17 protein-coding genes and 1 other RNA gene are annotated in these 20,236 nt (G+C 40.8%); 8 read left to right on the forward strand and 10 right to left on the reverse strand.

Annotation, left to right across the window (positions count from 1 at the left end; genetic code table 11):
* The 3 genes from fabD to obgE are packed head-to-tail and all read right to left on the reverse strand — an operon-like array spanning nucleotide 1 to nucleotide 3,080.
* A complete protein-coding gene (gene fabD / locus IPP74_00465; protein ID MBL0317776.1) occupies nucleotides 1-939 on the reverse strand; it encodes an ACP S-malonyltransferase in 939 nt (312 codons plus the stop codon).
* Between the two features lie 31 nt (nucleotides 940-970).
* On the reverse strand, nucleotides 971-1,972 hold the full coding sequence (dusB, locus tag IPP74_00470; protein ID MBL0317777.1) for a tRNA dihydrouridine synthase DusB: 1,002 nt from the start codon (nucleotides 1,970-1,972) through the stop codon (nucleotides 971-973).
* A gap of 16 nt (nucleotides 1,973-1,988) precedes the next feature.
* Nucleotides 1,989-3,080, reverse strand: coding sequence for a GTPase ObgE (gene obgE / locus IPP74_00475; GenBank protein ID MBL0317778.1), 1,092 nt, complete (start codon nucleotides 3,078-3,080; stop codon nucleotides 1,989-1,991).
* Between the two features lie 91 nt (nucleotides 3,081-3,171).
* Between obgE and IPP74_00480 the strand changes: the two genes are divergently transcribed.
* The 6 genes from IPP74_00480 to IPP74_00505 all read left to right on the forward strand — a co-directional run bounded on the left by IPP74_00480 (nucleotide 3,172) and on the right by IPP74_00505 (nucleotide 9,471).
* On the forward strand, nucleotides 3,172-3,459 hold the full coding sequence (locus IPP74_00480; GenBank protein MBL0317779.1) for a hypothetical protein: 288 nt from the start codon (nucleotides 3,172-3,174) through the stop codon (nucleotides 3,457-3,459).
* Between the two features lie 528 nt (nucleotides 3,460-3,987).
* The gene (locus tag IPP74_00485; protein MBL0317780.1) at nucleotides 3,988-6,615 is read left to right on the forward strand and encodes a hypothetical protein; all 2,628 of its coding nucleotides are present in this window, start codon (nucleotides 3,988-3,990) and stop codon (nucleotides 6,613-6,615) included.
* A gap of 191 nt (nucleotides 6,616-6,806) precedes the next feature.
* Nucleotides 6,807-7,532, forward strand: coding sequence for an SDR family oxidoreductase (locus IPP74_00490; protein ID MBL0317781.1), 726 nt, complete (start codon nucleotides 6,807-6,809; stop codon nucleotides 7,530-7,532).
* Nucleotides 7,522-7,965 carry a 6-carboxytetrahydropterin synthase gene (locus IPP74_00495; protein MBL0317782.1) on the forward strand — a complete coding sequence of 148 codons (444 nt, stop codon included), beginning with the start codon at nucleotides 7,522-7,524 and terminating at the stop codon, nucleotides 7,963-7,965. Before IPP74_00490 ends, IPP74_00495 begins: the two co-directional genes overlap by 11 nt.
* On the forward strand, nucleotides 7,946-8,533 hold the full coding sequence (gene pdxH, locus IPP74_00500; GenBank protein MBL0317783.1) for a pyridoxamine 5'-phosphate oxidase: 588 nt from the start codon (nucleotides 7,946-7,948) through the stop codon (nucleotides 8,531-8,533). Before IPP74_00495 ends, pdxH begins: the two co-directional genes overlap by 20 nt.
* A gap of 41 nt (nucleotides 8,534-8,574) precedes the next feature.
* Nucleotides 8,575-9,471, forward strand: coding sequence for an endo alpha-1,4 polygalactosaminidase (locus IPP74_00505; protein MBL0317784.1), 897 nt, complete (start codon nucleotides 8,575-8,577; stop codon nucleotides 9,469-9,471).
* A gap of 201 nt (nucleotides 9,472-9,672) precedes the next feature.
* On the opposite strand, the gene IPP74_00510 is transcribed toward IPP74_00505, so the two are convergent.
* From IPP74_00510 to IPP74_00540, 7 genes are all read right to left on the reverse strand, one after another.
* Nucleotides 9,673-11,982: a hypothetical protein gene (locus IPP74_00510; protein MBL0317785.1), complete on the reverse strand. Its 2,310-nt coding sequence runs from the start codon at nucleotides 11,980-11,982 to the stop codon at nucleotides 9,673-9,675.
* A 478-nt stretch (nucleotides 11,983-12,460) separates the two neighbouring features.
* Nucleotides 12,461-15,118, reverse strand: a complete 2,658-nt coding sequence (locus IPP74_00515) for an ankyrin repeat domain-containing protein (protein MBL0317786.1) — start codon at nucleotides 15,116-15,118, stop codon at nucleotides 12,461-12,463.
* Between the two features lie 310 nt (nucleotides 15,119-15,428).
* The gene (recR, locus tag IPP74_00520; GenBank protein MBL0317787.1) at nucleotides 15,429-16,049 is read right to left on the reverse strand and encodes a recombination protein RecR; all 621 of its coding nucleotides are present in this window, start codon (nucleotides 16,047-16,049) and stop codon (nucleotides 15,429-15,431) included.
* A gap of 70 nt (nucleotides 16,050-16,119) precedes the next feature.
* Complete coding sequence (locus IPP74_00525) at nucleotides 16,120-16,440, reverse strand: YbaB/EbfC family nucleoid-associated protein (protein ID MBL0317788.1); 321 nt, start codon at nucleotides 16,438-16,440, stop codon at nucleotides 16,120-16,122.
* A 25-nt stretch (nucleotides 16,441-16,465) separates the two neighbouring features.
* The gene (locus IPP74_00530) at nucleotides 16,466-18,388 is read right to left on the reverse strand and encodes a DNA polymerase III subunit gamma/tau (protein ID MBL0317789.1); all 1,923 of its coding nucleotides are present in this window, start codon (nucleotides 18,386-18,388) and stop codon (nucleotides 16,466-16,468) included.
* A 27-nt stretch (nucleotides 18,389-18,415) separates the two neighbouring features.
* An RNA gene (gene ffs, locus IPP74_00535) (signal recognition particle sRNA small type) lies at nucleotides 18,416-18,510 on the reverse strand.
* 234 nt (nucleotides 18,511-18,744) lie between these two features.
* Entirely contained in the window at nucleotides 18,745-19,122 is a 378-nt protein-coding gene (locus IPP74_00540; protein MBL0317790.1) for a hypothetical protein, read from the reverse strand.
* 122 nt (nucleotides 19,123-19,244) lie between these two features.
* Between IPP74_00540 and IPP74_00545 the strand changes: the two genes are divergently transcribed.
* Together IPP74_00545 and IPP74_00550 are read left to right on the forward strand one after the other, a co-directional pair.
* A complete protein-coding gene (locus IPP74_00545) occupies nucleotides 19,245-19,670 on the forward strand; it encodes a hypothetical protein (GenBank protein MBL0317791.1) in 426 nt (141 codons plus the stop codon).
* Nucleotides 19,670-20,149 (forward strand): hypothetical protein, encoded by a 480-nt coding sequence (locus IPP74_00550; GenBank protein ID MBL0317792.1) that lies wholly within the window; start codon nucleotides 19,670-19,672, stop codon nucleotides 20,147-20,149. Before IPP74_00545 ends, IPP74_00550 begins: the two co-directional genes overlap by 1 nt.
* The last annotated feature ends 87 nt before the right edge of the window (nucleotides 20,150-20,236 follow it).

Here is a 20,236-nt window from a genome sequence, read left to right on the forward strand (position 1 = left end):
TTATACCTTCAATAGCAACGCCTCAATCTCCTGCGGCGATTCAATGGATGTACACGGCAATTCTTTTTCAATCCGTTTAACCAGTCCGCTTAGCACTTTACCGCTGCCGATTTCATAACATTCTTGGATATCCTGCTTTTTAAAGAACTCGACTGTTTCTCTCCAACGCACTTGACCACAAACCTGCTTTACGAGTAATGCTCGGATGGTATCTGGGTCGGTTACAGGTTCTACGGTGACATTGGCAACGACCGGCACAATAGGCGAACGTAATTTTACAGCTGCTAATGCCTCTTCCATCGCTTTAGCCGCTGGTTCCATTAATGCACTGTGAAAAGGAGCGCTTACAGGAAGTTTGATGGCACGCTTGATGCCGCGTTGCCCTGCCAGTTCGATGGCTCTGTCCATCGCTTCCATATGGCCGCTAATCACAATCTGGCCACCGCCATTATCATTGGCTAACTGACATACTTGGCCACCAGCTGCATCACGGGCCAGCGCAGCCGCATCTTCGGGAGTGACACCAATCAAGGCCACCATTCCACCAATCCCCCCAGGAACGGCTGCCTGCATCGCTCTGCCCCTAATCTGCAATATCTTGGCACAATCTGAAAGGCTAAACGCATCTGCCGCAGCAAGAGCCGTATATTCACCCAACGAATGCCCTGCTACATAGCGACAGACTTGATCTAATGTTAACCCACCCTGTTTTTGCATGATACGAATCACTGCCATCGAAACCGCCATCAACGCCGGCTGGGTGTGTTCGGTCATGGTAAGCGTTTCAATGGGACCGTCAAACATAAGTTTGCTGAGATTAAAGGCAAGCGCCTCATCCACTTCTTGAAATACTTCACGCGCTTCTTGGAAATTTTCTGCTAATGCTTTTCCCATGCCAACTGACTGAGAACCCTGACCTGGAAATATAAATACTTTCATAACGTATCTCCCAATAGATAACTGAATAGATCTAGGCAGCGATCGCTTGCTGCTGTAAAATGAGTGGCGTATAAAAAGCTTCAACCATGTCCCTGATTTGTTGCAAATCAGTCACTTGATTAACCCGGTTGCGAAATTCGCATGAACCGGGAAGCCCGGAACAATACCACCCAACATGCTTACGTGCAAGCATCATCCCTGTCTGAATTCCATAGAATTCAATCATCTCTTCATAATGCGCCGTAATAGCAGCATATTGCGTTTCCAAAGAAGGATCCTGTATACGTTCACCCGTTTTAAGGTAATGGATCACTTGCTGTAAAAACCACGGCCTGCCATAACAGCCTCGGCCTATCATGACCCCATCGGCGCCAGATAACCGTATGGCTTCATCCACATCATCAAGGCTAGTGATATCGCCATTGACGATAACCGGGATTGAAACGGCTTCTTTCACTTTTCTTACTGCTTCCCAATCGGCACTGCCTTTATACATCTGGCAACGGGTACGACCATGCACGGTCAGCATTTTAACACCAACTTCTTCTGCCCTCTTTGCAAGTTGAGGCGCATTAAGATGAACATGGTCCCAACCCAGGCGCATTTTAACCGTTACCGGTACATCAACTGCCTTTACCGTGGCTTCCATAATTTTAGTAGCCAGGGGTTCATCTTTCATCAACGCAGAGCCAGCATAGCCATTGACCACTTTTTTAACAGGACAGCCAAAGTTAATATCAATGATTTTAGCACCTCGATCTTCATTCAGCTTGGCGGCTTCTGCCATTACATCTGGTTCACATCCAGCCAACTGAACAGAAGTAACCGTAGAGCCAGTACTTTCAGCTTTTAGCAAGGATTGGCGCGTTTGCAGGATCATGGCTCTGCTAGCAATCATTTCAGATACCAACATACCTACACCGAATTGTTCAACGACCCGACGAAAGGGGACATCGGTAACACCAGACATCGGCGCCAAGAATACAGGATTTTCAATGCTAACCGAACCAATATGAATAGGCGAAAGAGACATAAACCATCAACTCCGATTAATCTTCATTGTCCCAGCGTTGTGAGTTTTTGGCTTTATTATATTCAATCTCAGAGAAAGGATCATAAACCATCGGTGTAGTCGGTAAATTTTCTTTTTCCCTAAACAACACAATATGGCGATAAAGCTCACGCAGAACCTCTTCCAAACCAGTGCCAGTTGCGGTTGAACCGATAAAGACCTTAGCACCAGAGATCGTTTCAAGAGCTGCTTTTTTAGATGCAATCTCTTCGTCACTCAGCAAATCGCATTTATTTAAAACGACCACCTCAACTTTTCCCTCCAGCAATTCACTGTAAGATAAAAGTTCATGGCGCACTGTTTCATAACTATGGACCACATCTTCGGCAAAACCATCCACCAAATGGATAATAACACCGCAGCGTTCTATATGTTTCAAAAAGCGGATACCAAGCCCTACCCCTTCATGAGCCCCCTCAATGAGTCCTGGGATATCGGCAATCACAAATTCGTGGTCATCAATATAGGCAACACCTAATTGCGGCTTTAAGGTTGTAAATGGATAATTGGCGATTTTTGGTTTGGCACGGGTCACGCGGCTTAAGAAGGTGGATTTACCTGCATTCGGTAACCCAACCAACCCGGCATCGGATAATAATTTTAAACGCATCCATACCCAACATTCATCGCCCGCTTCACCCGTTGTCGCTTTGCGGGGCGCACGGTTAATAGAACTTTTAAAGTGAATATTACCCAAACCGCCCTTACCACCTCTGGCAATAATGATTTCCTGGCCAACTTCCATCATATCCGCAACCAGGGTTTCGCCATCCTCGGCAAAAATCTGGGTACCAACAGGAACCTGGAGAACCATATCATCGGAAGAAACACCGTAACGGTCCTTACCCTTCCCATGCTCACCGGTTTGTGCTTTAAAATGCTGCTTGTAACGGTAATCAATAAGGGTATTTAAACCCGGGATAGCCCGTATAATTACGTTGCCTCCCCGACCACCATCACCCCCATTAGGGCCACCGAATGGAACATTGGCCTCACGGCGAAAGCTTACGCAGCCATTTCCACCGTCACCACCTTTAGCGTAAATTTTAACTTCATCAATAAAATGCATAGGGGCGGCATTATCCTCTAAATTTTACTAATTTTCAATCATTTAAACCTATAATAGTGAGAAATAGGGATAGGATTAAAGAGGAAAATTTATGGAAATGCTCAATCCGTATGCCGATATCATCAATTCAGCATGGTATGTATGGCCCATTCTATGCATGATTGTTGGGTTTTTCTACCGTAACCCCCGCTATGGTATGTATGCTTCCCTTGTGATGATCGCCATGATGACGTTTACCGTCATTTTGAAATTCAGCGGCGATGTCCATCTGCACTGGGTGCCTATTGTATTAGGGCCTTTCTACGCGCTTATTCTCTATCCGTTCCTCTCCATCTGGCATTTGATGATGGCAAGAATTAAGACTAAAAAGCGCCGGTAATCTCAGTTAAGCAGAGCCTTTTATCAAAAAAGCATGATATCACCATAACAAATACGTCATATTTACATCGTTCGGTTATCACCCCATTGGACACCCGTGTTTTGCGAATGCGGCCTGCTTTTTAGCACATTCCTCTTTAAGAGCCTCTACTTGTTCATAATCATGACATGTTCCCACCATGAGGGACGCTGCATATTCTGATTGCCTCCCTTTGAGAAACACCAGAATTTTCGTTATTACCGCTGTCTTTAGAGATTATTTATTATCAAGTATAACTAATGAACGACTCTAATCCGTATACAATAATGAATTATTAATTGATAATCATCTAAAAATGATATTTTTATAACATTTCTAATAAAATATCACAAATCCCAATTAAAAATTAATATTTTTTTAAATATCAACACTTAAATTATACATATAATCACAATAAGTTAATAATTTTAATGTATACTGTATTATAGTATCGAGCGAGCCCTGATGAAGAGACAATAAGAGGGAGCTCCCCGAAACAAGGATAAGCGTATGCCTGGCGATGCAATTTTATTTGAAGATACAAAAAGCGGTAGACCTATAACCCTTTCCGATTTCATTAGAAATGCGGTACAGGAAAAAATTAACGAGGAGCGACTTACTCACAAAATTGATTCTAGCGATGAAAAGCGGATGGTTTATAAATCACCTTCTGGTAATCCTCTGGATTCGTGGAATGAATTTGTTAATATTATTGAGACATACATTGTTGATTCTAAAGATCAAGTTATTGACTATCAACTACTTAAAGTAGCCATCAAGAAACATACTAACGTATCGTTCGAGAGTTCATCTAAAACACAACTTGGCCACTATAACTTAACTCAAGAGGGTCTGAAAGAAGATCTTGACCACTTAATGAATTACAGTGACAAGGTTAATCTTGAAAGTGAACCAAAAATTTCTGAGATGTTTAAGCATAGTTTTTTAAGAAAAACATCGACTAAGATAGCTTTAGAATCGATTAAAGAGAATACGAAGAAACTCATAAGCGAGCGTAAGTCTCAAGCAAATGTCATGGAAAATTATGATCAGAAAATTTTAGCTGTATCTAAAATGAAAGATAATTTATTTGACGTAAAAAAAGATAAATTTTCTTTTAAAGATCTTAATAAACCTTTATCCGCTGTCTCTCTGGATGGAGGTCATCAAACTAAGAAAAAAGCCATTAATGACGCTGATCGTTATATAAAATTGATTCAAGATAGCAAACTTTTGGTCAATAAAAATCCCCTCTCTGAAAGTGGAATTAACACAAAAGAATCAAATGCCTATTCCAACTTGGCTCTTTTAGCAGGAAGTGGCCAATTATCTTCAAAACAGAAAAAGGCTATTCTAGACCACGTCATATGGACTGTCGATAGGTATTTTGACAAAAATGAGCTGCTTACAACCGACCAATTGCAGGAAATGCTCTTTAAAGAAGCACTCCTTAACAATCCCGACAATCTGAAAGCACGGATAAATCTCGGTATCCTATATCACAAATCTAAAGATCCTCAAGTTAGAGGAAGAGGTTATGAGAAGAGTGAAACTGACCAATTTATAAAATTGATTGCCCGTCAACAGAATGATGGACAGCCTTCTAAATCGCGCTCGAGTGAAATCTCAAAAGCCTACTTTGACCTGTCAATTTTAGCAGGAAACAATCAATTAACTTCAAAACAAAAAAAGGCGATCTTTACTAACTACTTATGGTTAAATAATGATGAGTTAATTGATAAGAATCAACAACGCCAACTCAATAAAGAATGGGTTAAATTTACACCAGATCAATTGAAAGAAAAACTCCTGGACAAAGCCCTTATTCATAATCCTGATAGCAAGAAAGCTCAATTTGAACTTGACATCCTTCATTACGCATCTAAAGACTCAAAGGTTAAAGACCGTAGCGCTGCTAAAAAATTACTAGAACCCTTTGCTCATCTTGACTCTCGGAATGATGACAAGACATACAATAGACCTTATGCAGAACAATTTAATAAGCATTCATCCTTTATCGTTCAGGATAGATATCAAGGAAAAGGGAAAAATAAAATTGTAAATCAATATGATAAAATCAATACCATTCAATCCGTGATAACCGAGGATGCTAAAGAAATTATCCGGACAGAACATAAGAAATTACAAGATGAAGAGCAAAAGGGAATACCTAGTAATCAATTCATCAGTCAACAAATAAAAACAATCACTGAACTACATGATTCGCTTAAACAATCGGGAACCACATTTTATAGGGAAATGGCTGAAAGCCAATTCTACCTCGGGTATTTAGAACATTCACGCGGTAACTACTCACAAGCACTGACCCATTATCAAAAAGCTGATAACCATTTGCTCGGTAGCCATTTTCGTGCAAAACATAACATGGCGCATATTTATGACCAGCAAGGTAAACACCATAAAGCTGCTGATAAATTTATTGAATTGATTCAAATGAATGAATCGTATGGTGTCAATGTTTTGAAAAAAGGTGATCAATCCTTCCATTTTCACGAACATGCGGGAATTGATGCCTCTATTACCAGAGAGCAAGAATTAACTGTCAATACAAGTAAGTCAAATGCTTATTTAAACCTGGCTGTCATAGCTGGAAATGGCCAATTATCTTCAAAACAAAAAAAGACTATTTTTGATAACTATATATCGAATAATAAGAATGATATTAGTCAAGATGAAAAACCTAAACTCTATAAAGAATGGGTTAAATCTACGCCGGATCAATTGAAACAAAAACTCCTGGAACAAGCTCTTGTTTGTAATTCGGATAATATGAAAGCTCAATTTAATCTTGGTGCCCTTTATTACGGTTCTAAAGATCGAAAGGTTAAGAACCTAGACAAGGCTAAAGAATTACTAGCACCTTTTGCTAATCCAGAACACAAAGAGGGCTTCGACATTCAAGCCAATCCTCACTTTCATGGTAGCAAAATGAAGGCCTCCGAATATTCTTATGCCAATAGTATTTTAGCAAGTATGGCTAACGAAAAGGGTGATCATCAAAAATTTCAAGAACATGCCCTCAACGCCATTAACAGCAAACATGGAGCCCCCCGAGGAAAATTTACCAAATTTCTTAATACTCAGGTAAACAAAGCCAAAGACGGCCATAGTATATAATATAACAAGCCAGCTTCTTCTCAATACTATTCATTCTGTATTTAACGAATATTGATATAAAGTTATTAAGAAGTGGACTGGGGATGACGGGGCTTGTGGAGACGGGCTGAAGTTTAATACCGATGATATCATCAACTGTTCACTTCCATCTCCCCTTGACCAACCCCACCATTTTCTATAAGTTTACCTCCATGAGCCACCCTGAATTTACCTTCACCGATAAAGTAGTCCTCATCACCGGTGGTAGCCGCGGGATTGGGCGGGCTACGGCTGAGTTATTTGCTGCGCGTGGAGCTAAGGTGGTCACCACTAGCAGCCATTCCGTTCCCCTTTCCTTTTCCGATGAATATGCAACACGCATCCGCCATCTTCATGCCGATGTTAGCGATGAAGAGGCTGCAAGAACTGTTTTTAAATCCTGTGAAGAAATATTTGGCCCTGTATCGATCTTAGTCAATAACGCTGCTATTATCAGCAATACCTCCTTTAAAGACATGGCCATGCAGGATTGGGACGATGTGATAAAAACCAATATCCGCGGCGCTGTTATTTATTCTAAACTGGCGTTTGATCAAATGATCCGCCATAAACAAGGTGGGTCTATTATCAATATCAGCTCGCTTGCCGGCATTCCCAATATTCAAAAATTTCCAGGGTTTTCTCCTTATACCGTCAGTAAATTTGCCATATGCGGATTAACCGAATCCCTCGCGGTGGAAGGGATAGAACATGGCATCCGCGTCAATGCTATTGCTCCAGGTGCGGTGGATACTGAGATGCTCCAAAAAGCAGCAGCCGGCCTAAAAACCTCGACAACCCCACTCGACATCGCTAAAATCATTTTATTCCTGGCTGATGAAAACCAGTCGCGGATTATCAATGGCAGCATTATCCCGGTTTTTTGCAATGGCGACTAATAACTCTTCTCCACCTTCGGTTTATATTTCGCGCCGTGCAACCTTTTGTGCATCGCACCGCTTGCATAACGCGCTTTTATCACAGGAAGAAAACCTTGCTATCTTTGGTAAATGCAATAACCCAAACGGTCACGGGCATAACTATGTGCTGGAAGTCACCCTCTACGGGCCGGTCAATCCAGACACCGGATTTGTGATGAATGTCAAAGACTTAGAACAGATTATTGAAGAAACGGTTTTATCAAAACTCGACCATAAACACCTAAACCTGGATGTCAATGCCTTTAAGGATTTAAACCCCACGAGTGAAAATATTGCCATTATCATCTGGAATTGGATTGCACAGCGCATTCCTTTTGAGCTACTATATGAAGTGAAGCTTCATGAAACCGAAAATAATATGGTAATCTACCGTGGCAATCATTCACGATAATCCTTTGGATACTTTTCAAGACTGGTACGCTCAAGCCCTTAAGCTTGATCGCAAAGATAATAATGCTGTTACACTGGCAACCGCCAATAAGGAAGGAAGGCCTTCAGCGCGGATCGTCCTCCTAAAACACGCCGATGAAAACGGCTATTGTTTCTTCACTAACTTTACCAGCCGCAAGGGGCATGAACTTATCGAAAACCCTTACGCAGCTTTGTGTTTTTACTGGGAAGAACTGGGGAAACAAATCCGCATTGAAGGGCATATTGAAGCGGCATCAGACAAAGAATCCGATGATTATTTTTCAAGCCGCCCGCGCGGGAGCCAATTAGGTGCCTGGGCATCTCATCAATCAGCGCCACTAGGTACACCGGATGATTTGGTAAAACGCCTGGAAATATTTAAAACCCAGTTTGGCGAAGGTCCAATCCCTCGCCCACCATTTTGGGGCGGGTTTCGGTTAATTCCTAATCATATTGAATTTTGGAAAGAGGGCGAATTTCGCTTACATACACGAATCCTTTATCAGCTTCGCGAAGGAAACTGGTCCGTAAGCCGCCTTTATCCTTAATACACATTTTTTCGTTATAACATGAATGGGGGGAAATATTCATGGGGATTCGATCATACACCTGGCTTTTGCTGTCGCTTAGCGCCTTATCGCTAGTCTCACTTACATCCTGCAAAGAAGAATTAAAAAAGGAAATCGCCACGCCCCATCATTGGTATGATTCCATCCATAGTTTTTCAATTGCCCTGCAAAACCAACATTACGAGCAGATCAATGACGTAAGCAGCGATTTAATCATTATCGATGCCGATGACTCCAACCTCACCCACGAACAAATTCAGCGTATCAAAGGCAGCGGCAAAAAAATCTACAGCTATTTAAGTATCGGCGAAGCAGAGAATTACCGCAGCTACTGGAAAAAATCGTGGAAACGTAAACATCCTCCTTTCCTGGATAAAGAAAACCCCGAATGGAAAGGTAATTTCAAAGTACGCTACTGGGATAAAGAGTGGCAGGATATTATCTTTAAACGGCTGCAGGAACTGGTTGATCTTGGCTATGATGGTGTCTATTTAGATATTATCGACGCCTTTGAATATTACGAACAAAAAGGCCGCAAAGAAGCTGCGCAGGAAATGGTTGATTTTGTTTCCCTAATCTCTAAGCACGCCAAACAAGCCAACCCGGATTTCAAAATCATTCCTCAAAACGGCCTAGGCTTACTGGATAACCCGAAATACCTTAGCCATATAGACGGCGTAGGCAAAGAAGAAACCTGGTACAGCTTTGATAACCGCCCCGTCCCAAACGACACCAACGCCTGGGATGTTGGTTTATTAAATAAAGCCTATGCAGCAGGAAAAATGGTCCTACTGATCGATTATCCCACAGACCATCAAAAACAATGCGAGTTTATTGCTAAAGCGAAAGAAAAAGGATTTATTCCGTATGTGGGCAATCGAAGTTTAAATAAGTTTATTGATGTGAAGTGTAAGTAGGATGGTTTCGTACCCTCCAAGGAGTAAGCAACCATCCTCGAAGCCCCATTCAGCTTCCGGGCTCAATAACACCTAGCCGCCAATCCCACTTGACTACACAGTCATTGACTCTCGCTGGTTGTATGTGTATACGAGAAATGGGTTATCCTCCATAAATGCTTGCACAACAAGGATAACCCATGGGTCAGAAGTTTCTCTTTTTTATGATGCAATTTTGGAGTGGCACGGTATCTTATTTTGCGAGAGACCATCTATTGTCTTGAGATACTCTTGGCCAAATCCAATCTGATCAAATGCAGAACGAATTTCGTTAATCGTTTTTTTACCAAATGTAGTTTTACCACCATGAGGTCTAAATGGCCAGCCTACTGCTTCCCCAGATTTATTGAGAAATACTAAATGTGATGTTCCATCCTGTATAACAGAATTTTTTCCATTAAGGAACTTCCATAATTCCACAATTTCCTTGTACTTTACAGTATGGAACCGATCGTTAGAAAATATATCTCTAATAGTTTGTATTCTTCGCTCCTTTAATACTCTTTCTGTAAACGATTCCTCTGTTATTAAGTTAGATTGCAACAACGTTCGGGAGGGGGGTTGCTTGACTTTTGCTACATGAGACGAGTATTTCTCAGTTTTTCCTTGCGGGGTAACTATTCTAAGCACGGACGCATTTTTTTGTTTAGCATTCGTTTTTTTGAGATTTCTCTGCTGGCTTGTTTTCGTTTCTGAAGCAATGCGATTGGGCAAAGAAGTAGGCACTTGGGAGTCAAAATTGCTAGTTATAGATATCGCCGATGCATTCGAAGGAATATCCTGCTGTTTCGAATTTCGCTGTTGTTCAAGATCAGGTAGGTCTTTTTCTTGCGATGTGTTTAGGATTACTAACGGTTGAGATGCAAGCTGAACTTTCCTTTTTGCCTCACGTTTTGCTAACTGCTTAGAATTAAATATTCTTTTTAAATCATAGCTAGCTTGCCCTGCATCTGCAACCGTGCAATATTGAATCGCTCCTGAATTTGAAACAATAAGCTGTTTTAACAAATAAGTATTATAAAATTTTATATCATCTGAATAGTGCTTATTTCCATATGTTCGCCTATTATTCCTAAAGCTCTCATGGAGTGACCATGACATTTGAAATAATTTTTCAATTTCGTTTTTCTCTTCATTGACTGAAACATCATTGTTTATATGATATTGATATGCTTCAATTAATAAATCATCACATAAACCAATCGAATCCCTAGCACATAAATATATGCTTTCCTCAATTTTTATAAGTCGGTCTGTACGTTGCTCACCTGCCACTCGTACATCAAAACATGTTGAAAACATAGCCATTTGACGCCTGGCCTCTGTAAGAGAGCGAATTAACTCTTTGAAAGTAATGATGTTTTTCTCAAATTGGCTCAATTTATTAGCCATGTATTTGCAAAAGACTAATCTATTGAGAAGTAAGAATTGTACCATATTGCTTACAGTAATGGATCGGTCGAAGCTATGTAGTTTTGATATATGGCTATTACAGTTTGAGCTACTTTTGTACACATCCTTTAGTATTTCCAATGTGTTTTCAAAATTATTGTTTATAATATTTAATTGTCTGGAGGATATGTTTGTGGAATCGATTTTTTTTATTTGAGATTTATCTAGTTCGCACTCAATACGCAATTTCGCTTTGCTATCACCGTCATTGCTTGGTATGATTGGATCCAAAAAGGTTATACTTAACCCTTTCCTTTCTAAGGATTTGCTTATTTCTTTCAAACTTTCTTCCAGGCTTGAATCTGGGCTAATAGAAAAGGGCTGGATATCAAAATCATTATAAAATCTACTAAACGAAGAAGATTGGGCTTGATGACTCAATAAATTAGCAAGAGAATTATTTTCATTTTTTTCTGAACCGGTACTTCTTTCAAGAAAATCCAGTTGGTTGCTGATTTTTTCTTTAAAATCGGGCATGGAGTTATGCAAATCAGGTGCCAGCTGATCTAATGAAGTCTTTATTAAGTGTGCAATTATCAGCTCCTTCTTGCTTCTTGGTAAATTTGGTACGCTTGGAAACACCATATTAAGATACTGCTCATGTTCAGCAGTATTATAAAGATTATGAACTAAATTATTAATATATTTCTCTTCTTTTATCGAATTCATTAATGAATTAAGGTGAAAATCGATATCATTATTATCGCTCTTATCGTTTCTTACTAGCTCTATTGTATTTTTAATAATTTCTTGCTCTAAAAAAGGTTTTAACCATTCTGATTGTCTTTTGAGGTAATCTTCTTCTGAGAACCCATTGATTTCTCTTTCAAAATATTCTTCTATATCAGAATAGAAATTATTCTTTAAATAATCTTTAAACTGCTTTTTCTTAGCGACCTGTTCTGCAGTAAGCTCTATATAGCCAAATTGATTATTATATTCTGTGTCAATTGACTCTATCAAGAAACCATAATGAACGTCTAGAAAATATTTTAATTTAAAAATCCCGCTTTCTTTCATAAAAAAATCCTAATAATGAATACTTATAAAGTATAGCATATGCATCATTATGCTAAAATTAAGTTTGAAGTGCAAACTTCTAACATTTATTATGAATGCCTCCCTTAGAGTAATCCAATTGAGTTTTTTAGGTGGTGTTGGGTTATAGTTATCAATAGTTTTATAGAAATCCTCCTTGCTGTATGTGCAGATCAAAAAAGTTGATTGATCGCTAATGTCTCGTTTCTGGTGTCCCATTGACAAAGGCAGGAGATCTCCAGAAACAGCGTGATTTTATTTCCCAAGCCTCTCAGAGAGGGTTTATTCCCTATGTTGGCAATCGGAGTTTTTGTGCGTCCTTCTCGATTTTTAGATGAGTGGTCAGCCGTAGGCGAGCGCTCATCTAAAAATCGTGGATTTGGTCCTACATCACTTAAAAAACATACTCTACACCAATGCAAACAGCAGGAGCATGGCGCTTATGTAGGATAATTCTTAATTACATACGCGCGGCAGAAGTCCTTCGAGTTACTTCGTTTACAAGCCTTTTGGTAAATTCGCCAAATGTCGTTGATGGAGAACGTTGCTTAGATTCTTTCTGAGAAGACGCGTCAGCAGCTCGTTTCACTGGTGCGGTATTATCCGCCTTTGGCTGTCCCGTAATCTTGATCAAACCTCCCAGCAGTGATTTTTGGTCTAATTCATAAGAGACACTCTTACCATCGCTGCTTTCTGTCATTTTGAAAGAAGATTTTAGCAATTCAATATATTGATCACCAGAAATAATCCCATTCGCGATAAGGGGCCTTAAGGTCTTACTGATATCCATATACTGATTCAACACACCGTTAGCAGGTACAATTGCGTCTACTTTACCTTTATATCTCGCAGAGGCATGTTGTATAGACAAATAAAGACCTAATGTCATTACACGATCAACCAAATTATCTATCCCGTTTACATACTCCCTACGCTCTGGTGTAATCTTCAGCTCAGCAGATCTGCTAAATATTGCACTTGAAAATTCGCGCTCTCCACGTGTTATAGCATCTTTCCTATCTAAACTACGTAACGTTGAACCGCTACCTTTCAATCGTGATTGTTTCTCTTTTATTTTTGTAGGCGTATCAAAAACTGGAACAATTTTAGCTTTTTTTCTTCGAGCCACCTCTGTATCGCCGCTCTTTATATTTTGCTTCAAATCACTCAACTCAGTTTTAGTCAAACGAGCTCCCAAATGATAGAGTTTTTCGACAATTTCTTTGTTCTGAGTTTTGGTTGCATAATATAGAGCACTGTGTCCCGTTTTATCCAAAACATTAACATCCGGCCAATATTGAAGAAGCAGAGTTACGAGTTGAATATCACCTTTTTGACATGCGTAGCTGAGTAACGATTCCCCTGTTATCGGGAGAACTTTATTTACATTGTATCCTTTATCAAGCAATTCTTTAATCGTCTGTAATTGTAAATCCTTATTGACAAACGCATTGAAAGCATTCCATTCACGTTCATGCTCTATATTATGTTGACTGTTAATCTTCGTCTTGTCTGATGACAAGAACTCATCGTCATCCACATCATTGAAGTTCAGCAATGCTTCAAAACGAGGTGATTTAAGGGCTTGATTCAATTCACAATATTCAGACACTAAATCCCAAAGTTCAGAAGGTGTTTCAAATGGTTTAGATTTAGGTGCATGTTTGATAATCGACGCAAGATCTTCACCCGCTGCGATGTGAGCCTCTAAAGATGCAATAGAAACACCAGACTTCCACACTACCTTCCCACTATAGAAAAGATATTTTTGTGCCATGATATTAAGATAACCTTTATTTAATACTTTAATATAGTCAGCCATATCCTGTGCAGTCGCATTTGGTTTCTGAGCCATCACCGTGAAACCATGAATAATACGATCAACGAAGCTTGAAATTTCAACAGGATATTCCTTGAAAGATTCCTGAAGCTGCGTTACCAACTGACCAACAAAATATTGTTTCTCTTGAACCGACCAGGTCTGTTTAAATGGAAATCTAAAATCTTCAACACATAAACCACTAAGCCTTCCAAGAATGGATTCAATAATCACATCCGAGAAAGGGGCAACAATATTAGCCCTTACGTTAGAACGTGCAGGCAATACCCATGAACGGAATTCATTTGGGTATTCTAAAATTCGTTCGCTCATTAACAGCTTTAATTGTTCATTTGAAACCGTACCAATTGCTGACTGATCTTTAAGTACGTCTCTTAACGTTTCAACTGTTGGTAAATCAGAGTTATCCTTATAACTACTTCTTAAATATTCAATAAGCGCTGTTTTAAGTGGGTAAATACCCTCCACTTTTCCAACGCTATCAAGGACTATAGCCTGAGCAATCGAACGTTCAAGTGCTTGAATCACCCCTCTTTGGTTTGCCAACGTTTGTGATAACAAGTTTTCATAGAGCGACGTCGCCAATGCTTTAGACAGCGGAACAGAAGCAGTTCCCAAAAGAACAGACTCATTGAGCGAGGTTGATTGGCCGCTCAATGTAGCAACCCGCATAAGCGCAGATTCAAATCGTTGTTTCGTAGCAGCATCGAGCGTTTTACGAATGGTTTCTAATGCAAGATCATTTACTGGTTTTCCTGATGCCTGATTAACAAAATCACCCAGGGATAACTGCAACCCGGGTTTTCCCTTAGCAACCTGGTAAAGATCAACATAGGCAAGAGCCAGTGCTTGCTCTCCTCGTTTTACAAGTTCACCCAATCCAGGATAGGTTTTATTTGAAAGTTCATTTATTAAACTTCCACGAATTTCCTGGAAAATCAAAGATTCTTTATTTTTTCGTGCTCTTTTATAAAGTGGAGCCACAATTGCATTCAACTCCGAAATACTTATGCCAAGAGACTCGATTTGCTCATTTACCTTTTTAAACGCCTTTCTATCCTGTTTTTGAGCTGCATCCACCGCTGCTGATAATAAAATGAGCAATTCAATTTCACCTGAGCTTTCTTTAGCCAAATTTTTGAAACGAGCAACGGCAGTTAGAATATCTGGATTGTTTGCTTCTACGCTGGCTTCAGAACGAGTGCGTGCCTTTATAGGTAAGTCTATCACCTTATCACTTACTACAGGTGCAGATTCAGCTCTTTGGGTTCTTGGCATTTAGATTACTCCTTATTCACATTCTTTCATTTTCAACACCGAGTATTACTATCTTATATTTTTTCAACTTTCAATACCCAAATCAAACATTGAACATTATTTCAATAATATTAACTTAAGGTTGTATGGAATAAATTGAGAATTCCCTCCTTACCCAAAAGATAATGAGTAAATCAGCATAATATCAACCGCCAGATATTATCTGCCATAGCTTAAAAAACCAAGTCTGGTAAGCTGCGGATTCATGTCAAAGGATATAGGCATGCGTATCGCCTTGAAGCTCAAAGAAAAGCCTGTTTGGAGTTAAAGATTATTCTTCTAGTTGCAAAAAACTCTGCCGTGAGCGCATAGCCGCGTTCAAGGTACCTTCATCCAAATAATCAAGCTCACCTCCCATAGGGATTCCTTGAGCCAGTCGCGTGATGCGTTTAAGGCCTAATTCTTTCAATTGTTCTGTAATATAATGCGCTGTTGTTTGGCCATCAATCGTGGCATTGGTTGCCAGAATAACTTCTTCTACTTGATGATCTTTTATCATCGTAATCAGCTGGGTGATCCGTAATTGTTGCGGCCCTCGCCCATCAATAGCAGACAGTGTTCCGCCTAATACATGATAGAGTCCACGATAAACACGACTACGTTCCATCGCCCATAAATCAGTAACATCCTCAACCACACACAGCAATTTGCGATCACGGCCTTCATCACTGCATATTTCGCATAAGGCCTGTTCATCAATATTGCCGCATTGATCACAAACTTTAATATGCTGAGCAAATTGTTCAAGCGTTTGCACTAATTGCGGCAATAAGGTTTCACGATGCTTTACCAGATGCAGCACAATACGCTTGGCCGAACGGTTACCAAGGCCCGGCAATTTACCGATATGCTGGATTAATTGCTGTATAACGCTGCCATGGCCGCTGATCATTGCATAGATACCATTAAATAAAAATGGAAGATACGATAGTTAAAGATAATTGGGTATAAAACCCAATCAACTAGAAAGGTAATTTTACCCCAGGAGGCAATCCAAGCTGTGAAGCCATACCACTCATTTCACCAGCAGAATAATCATCCAGCTTTTTGCGTGCATCATTAAAGGCAGCCGTGATTAAGTCGGCCAGCAAATCAGGATCACTAGGATCAACAACACTTTTATCGAAGTTAATACGCAAAATATCATTTCGGCCATTGATGGTTATCTTCACCATACCACCGCCTGAAGTGCCTTCAAACTCCATCACATCGATGCGTTGTTTTAGGTCCTCAATTTTTTTCTGCATCGTTTGTGCCTGACGCATCATTTGTTGAATATTCATACGATTACCTCTTTATAGTTTTATTCTATTGGTTTTCTTCGGCATGTTCCTGGATAGGAACAACATCTTTAAGTTCCGCTCCAGGAAAAAACTGCTCCATCATCTGATTAGCCGGCGAACGCCTAGCATCATCAAATAACGATTGCTGCTGCGCTTCATCAACTTGTTTCAGCGTAGGCTGACCCTCGCTTTCTGATAACAGAACCACCCACGCTTGTCCAGTCCATTCCACCAGTTTCTTTTGAATCCGTGATGCTAAATCCCTGGGAGCATTGGCTGAAAGCCTGATTTCTATTTTGCCAATCTCATAATTTACAACATGAACATCATCATATAAGTATCTGTATAATAATATTTCTCTGTGTTCCCTAAAAAGCTGGCATACGGCTTGATAATCAGCAGGCAATGCAGTTGGGACTCCCTTGGTTTCTGCGGTAACCACAGGATCCACAGGAGCACGTTCTTTGTGTGTTTCAACAACAGGTTCAACGTAAGCAGGAACTTCATTAACCTCCGGCGGCAAATCAGAGCTAGCTACGACAAATGCACCTTGGGATACCATTTGTTGCTCTGGAAGCTCTGCTGGCTCAACTACTGGCACACTAGATTGAGCTGTTTGAACAGGTTGCGTCGGCTGAATAACCGGAGCCTGCTGCTGCACTGGTTGCTGTTGAAGCTCAGCTTTTGTTGCCTGAGGCAGAGTCTGAGGTTGAGTCTGAGGCAGAGTCTGAACCAGCTCCCTTTCAACCGGCCTTAATTCGGCAGATAGTGGTACAACTTTACCCTGGCTGATATCTTTAATGATGGCATCCACCGTTGGCAAGTCTGAGGCATAAGCAATGCGCACAAATACCATTTCAACCGCACCAAAACTGTTGGGTGCTAATTTCACTTCCTGGATTCCTTTAAGGAACATTTGCCACAAGCGGGTTAAAGCAGCCATTGATAAATTATCCGCTAAAATCCTGCCACGTGCACGCTCCATTTCTGGGACCGAAAAATCACTGGCTAATTGAGGAACCACTTTAAGGCGGGTAATAAACTGCACCACTTCCAATATATGGTTGAGGATCAACAATGGATCAGCACCTTTTTGATAACATTCATCCAGTAGCTTTAAAGCCTCCGGTACTTCAGCCTTGGTGAGATGCTCCAGCATATCAAAGAGCACCGCCCGATCCGCAAGGCCAAGCATTTCGCGCACCGCCATTGCCGTAATAGCAGCATCAGCACCACTATACGCAATCGATTGGTCAAGCAACGATAATCCATCGCGTACTGACCCTTCAGAGGCATGGCCTATCAAGGCCAGCGCATCTGGATTAATCGTAATGTGCTCTTTAGCCGCAACATTACCCAGATGGGTGACCATTTCTTCGGATGATAAGCGCCGCAAATCAAAACGCTGGCAGCGCGATAAGATGGTGACTGGAATTTTTTGAAGCTCGGTGGTGGCAAAAATAAACTTCACATGTGAAGGCGGCTCCTCCAGCGTTTTTAACAAGGCATTAAATGCGTTGTTAGAAAGCATATGCACTTCGTCGATGATAAAGATTTTATAACGCGCCTGCGTCGGCAGATAACGGACATTATCGATGATTTCACGTATGTCATTCACGCCAGTACGACTCGCTGCATCCATTTCTAAAATATCGGGATGGCGGTCTTCGGCAATCGAGGTACAGTTACCGCATACCCCACACGGCGAAAGGGTAATCCCTCCCTGCCCGTTTGCACCAATGCAGTTAAGGGCCCTGGCAATAATCCTGGCAGTGGTGGTTTTGCCAATGCCTCGAATACCCGTCAAAAGGAACGCATGGGCAATCCGGTTATGGGAAATGGCATTATCAAATGTACGCACCATCGACTCCTGCCCAACGAGATCACTAAACGTGGTGGGACGATATTTACGGGCTAATACGCGATAAGCTTGTTCTGATGAAGACACGTTCATTCCCATAGAATGCCAAAAGACAACGGTGGACAGCTGCGACCCAATAACGGCCCGTTACGGCTGCTTCCTTTCGGATCTGACCGGGTTGGCGGGGATACTGCCCGCAACTGCCCTTTCTATCATCGACAATTCACAGCAAGATGCAAGTTTTTTGTGAAGTTATTCTTCATTCATTTTGCGATCCCACCACGGCAACGAAAGGTTGAGTATAAAATTTATGTTACATTTTGATTTTAACATTCTATCCAGAGTAAAATTATTTACTCTTATGGGACGTAATGTTAAGAAGAGGAATTTATTTGGCAAAACAGATAATCGCGTCACAAAACGATCGCTTCAATACAACTCATTTATTCATACCAAGAATTATAATTCCCATACCCATGCAACTGAGTCGCTTTCATATAAGCCCTGCAATAATCATAAGCATCACGCCAAACACGTTGATAAACAGGATTATCGATCAGTGCGCCATCTTTGCGTAAACTATGAAATGCTTTGGTGAATTGGCTCCCATAGCCAGAAAAAGCGCTCTCACATCCATCCGTCCAACCTTGCTGATATTCAGGTGGCCCAGGAGGCGGATTAACATTAAAGGCCCATGGCCTACCAACACCCGGCGTCATATGAAGCCCATTACAGCCACTAATGCCTAAGACAAGAATACCTACGGACACCCGTTTGAAAATAACAGGGATTCCGTCACAATATTGTAATATCTTTTGCATATTTGCTTCAAATACAAATTAATACCTCTATTATCTCAAATTGTTTAAGGATATGTCAATAAAAACTTTGATTTTTCTTAATATACATGCTACCATGCGTGGGCATAAGGAAGATAATCTCCATGGCCTCGTTAAGGTTATTAATATGTTTGGGAATCCTTTTACAGCTAATCGCATGTAAACCTGTTCCCTTGTGGATAGGAAAAACACCTACAAACGCCGATCCCATGTTCAATATGGGGTGGAAAGATGGCTGCGAGTCTGGGTTAGCCTCCGTTAGTAACAGTTTCTATAAAACCTTTTATAAATTCCGACAGCAAGCGCATCTTATTGAAAACAACACCTATTACGGTGCCTGGTTCGATTCCTTCCGTTATTGTCGTGACTATACCGATAAATGGACGTTTGAGTCGTGGGACCGTGCCGAAAATACCGACCCCAATCAAAAACCACTTTACCAGGGTGTTGGTGATTTTTTGCTGTTTACTCCTCCACTTCACTACGAAACACCTTACGCATTTGGCGGCATCAAGAGTTTTTGGAATTGATGATGACATTACACCTACGTCACAATTTCTTCTCCTTGCTACGAATTATTTTTTTCGTTGCTTTGCTGCCACTTGCGGCATGTACCAATGAAACAGCTAAAACATCGTTAAACCAGCTTGATTTCCTAAAACCAGCCCACTTTATTTTAAGCCAGGTACCAAGCAATGCAGATATCATCTATAAGCAAGGATGGGAAGATGGATGCAACAGTGGTATTTCGACCTTCTCAAACGAATTTTATAAAACCTTCTACCACTATCAGGTAAAAGAAGCACTCATGCACCGCACCAATTATCAACGTGCCTGGGAAACGGCTTACCATTACTGCCGTGGTTATGTTTACGGAATTGTCAAAGAAGGCAATATGCGTGAACAACGCCCTCAGGATCAGCCCATCCAACTTCAAGGTCTAGACCAGTGGATCAACGGTTGGGGCCCCCAAATGTTTGAAAATTGGTGGGTAAAGGACGATCATTAAACCTAATAAGAGCCCTTAGAATCAGGTTCGCCCCCCCCTATTGACTCATGACAGTTTCCTAAGAATGTAACATAATCACACCCCTGT

It is taken from the genome of Alphaproteobacteria bacterium (genome assembly GCA_016722515.1).
Taxonomy (GTDB): Bacteria; Pseudomonadota; Alphaproteobacteria; order Rickettsiales; family JADKJE01; genus JADKJE01.

Excerpts from the sequence above, each read along its gene's own strand:
- IPP74_00495 (MBL0317782.1), top strand. The coding sequence starts at position 7,522 with ATGGCGACTAATAACTCTTCTCCACCTTCGGTTTATATTTCGCGCCGT.
- recR (MBL0317787.1), bottom strand. The coding sequence starts at position 16,049 with ATGATCAGCGGCCATGGCAGCGTTATACAGCAATTAATCCAGCATATC.
- obgE (MBL0317778.1), bottom strand. The coding sequence starts at position 3,080 with ATGCATTTTATTGATGAAGTTAAAATTTACGCTAAAGGTGGTGACGGT.
- IPP74_00510 (MBL0317785.1), bottom strand. The coding sequence starts at position 11,982 with ATGAAAGAAAGCGGGATTTTTAAATTAAAATATTTTCTAGACGTTCAT.
- IPP74_00550 (MBL0317792.1), top strand. The coding sequence starts at position 19,670 with ATGATGACATTACACCTACGTCACAATTTCTTCTCCTTGCTACGAATT.
- IPP74_00485 (MBL0317780.1), top strand. The coding sequence starts at position 3,988 with ATGCCTGGCGATGCAATTTTATTTGAAGATACAAAAAGCGGTAGACCT.
- IPP74_00515 (MBL0317786.1), bottom strand. The coding sequence starts at position 15,118 with ATGCCAAGAACCCAAAGAGCTGAATCTGCACCTGTAGTAAGTGATAAG.
- IPP74_00480 (MBL0317779.1), top strand. The coding sequence starts at position 3,172 with ATGGAAATGCTCAATCCGTATGCCGATATCATCAATTCAGCATGGTAT.
- IPP74_00525 (MBL0317788.1), bottom strand. The coding sequence starts at position 16,440 with ATGAATATTCAACAAATGATGCGTCAGGCACAAACGATGCAGAAAAAA.
- IPP74_00545 (MBL0317791.1), top strand. The coding sequence starts at position 19,245 with ATGGCCTCGTTAAGGTTATTAATATGTTTGGGAATCCTTTTACAGCTA.
- IPP74_00540 (MBL0317790.1), bottom strand. The coding sequence starts at position 19,122 with ATGCAAAAGATATTACAATATTGTGACGGAATCCCTGTTATTTTCAAA.
- dusB (MBL0317777.1), bottom strand. The coding sequence starts at position 1,972 with ATGTCTCTTTCGCCTATTCATATTGGTTCGGTTAGCATTGAAAATCCT.
- fabD (MBL0317776.1), bottom strand. The coding sequence starts at position 939 with ATGAAAGTATTTATATTTCCAGGTCAGGGTTCTCAGTCAGTTGGCATG.
- IPP74_00505 (MBL0317784.1), top strand. The coding sequence starts at position 8,575 with ATGGGGATTCGATCATACACCTGGCTTTTGCTGTCGCTTAGCGCCTTA.
- IPP74_00490 (MBL0317781.1), top strand. The coding sequence starts at position 6,807 with ATGAGCCACCCTGAATTTACCTTCACCGATAAAGTAGTCCTCATCACC.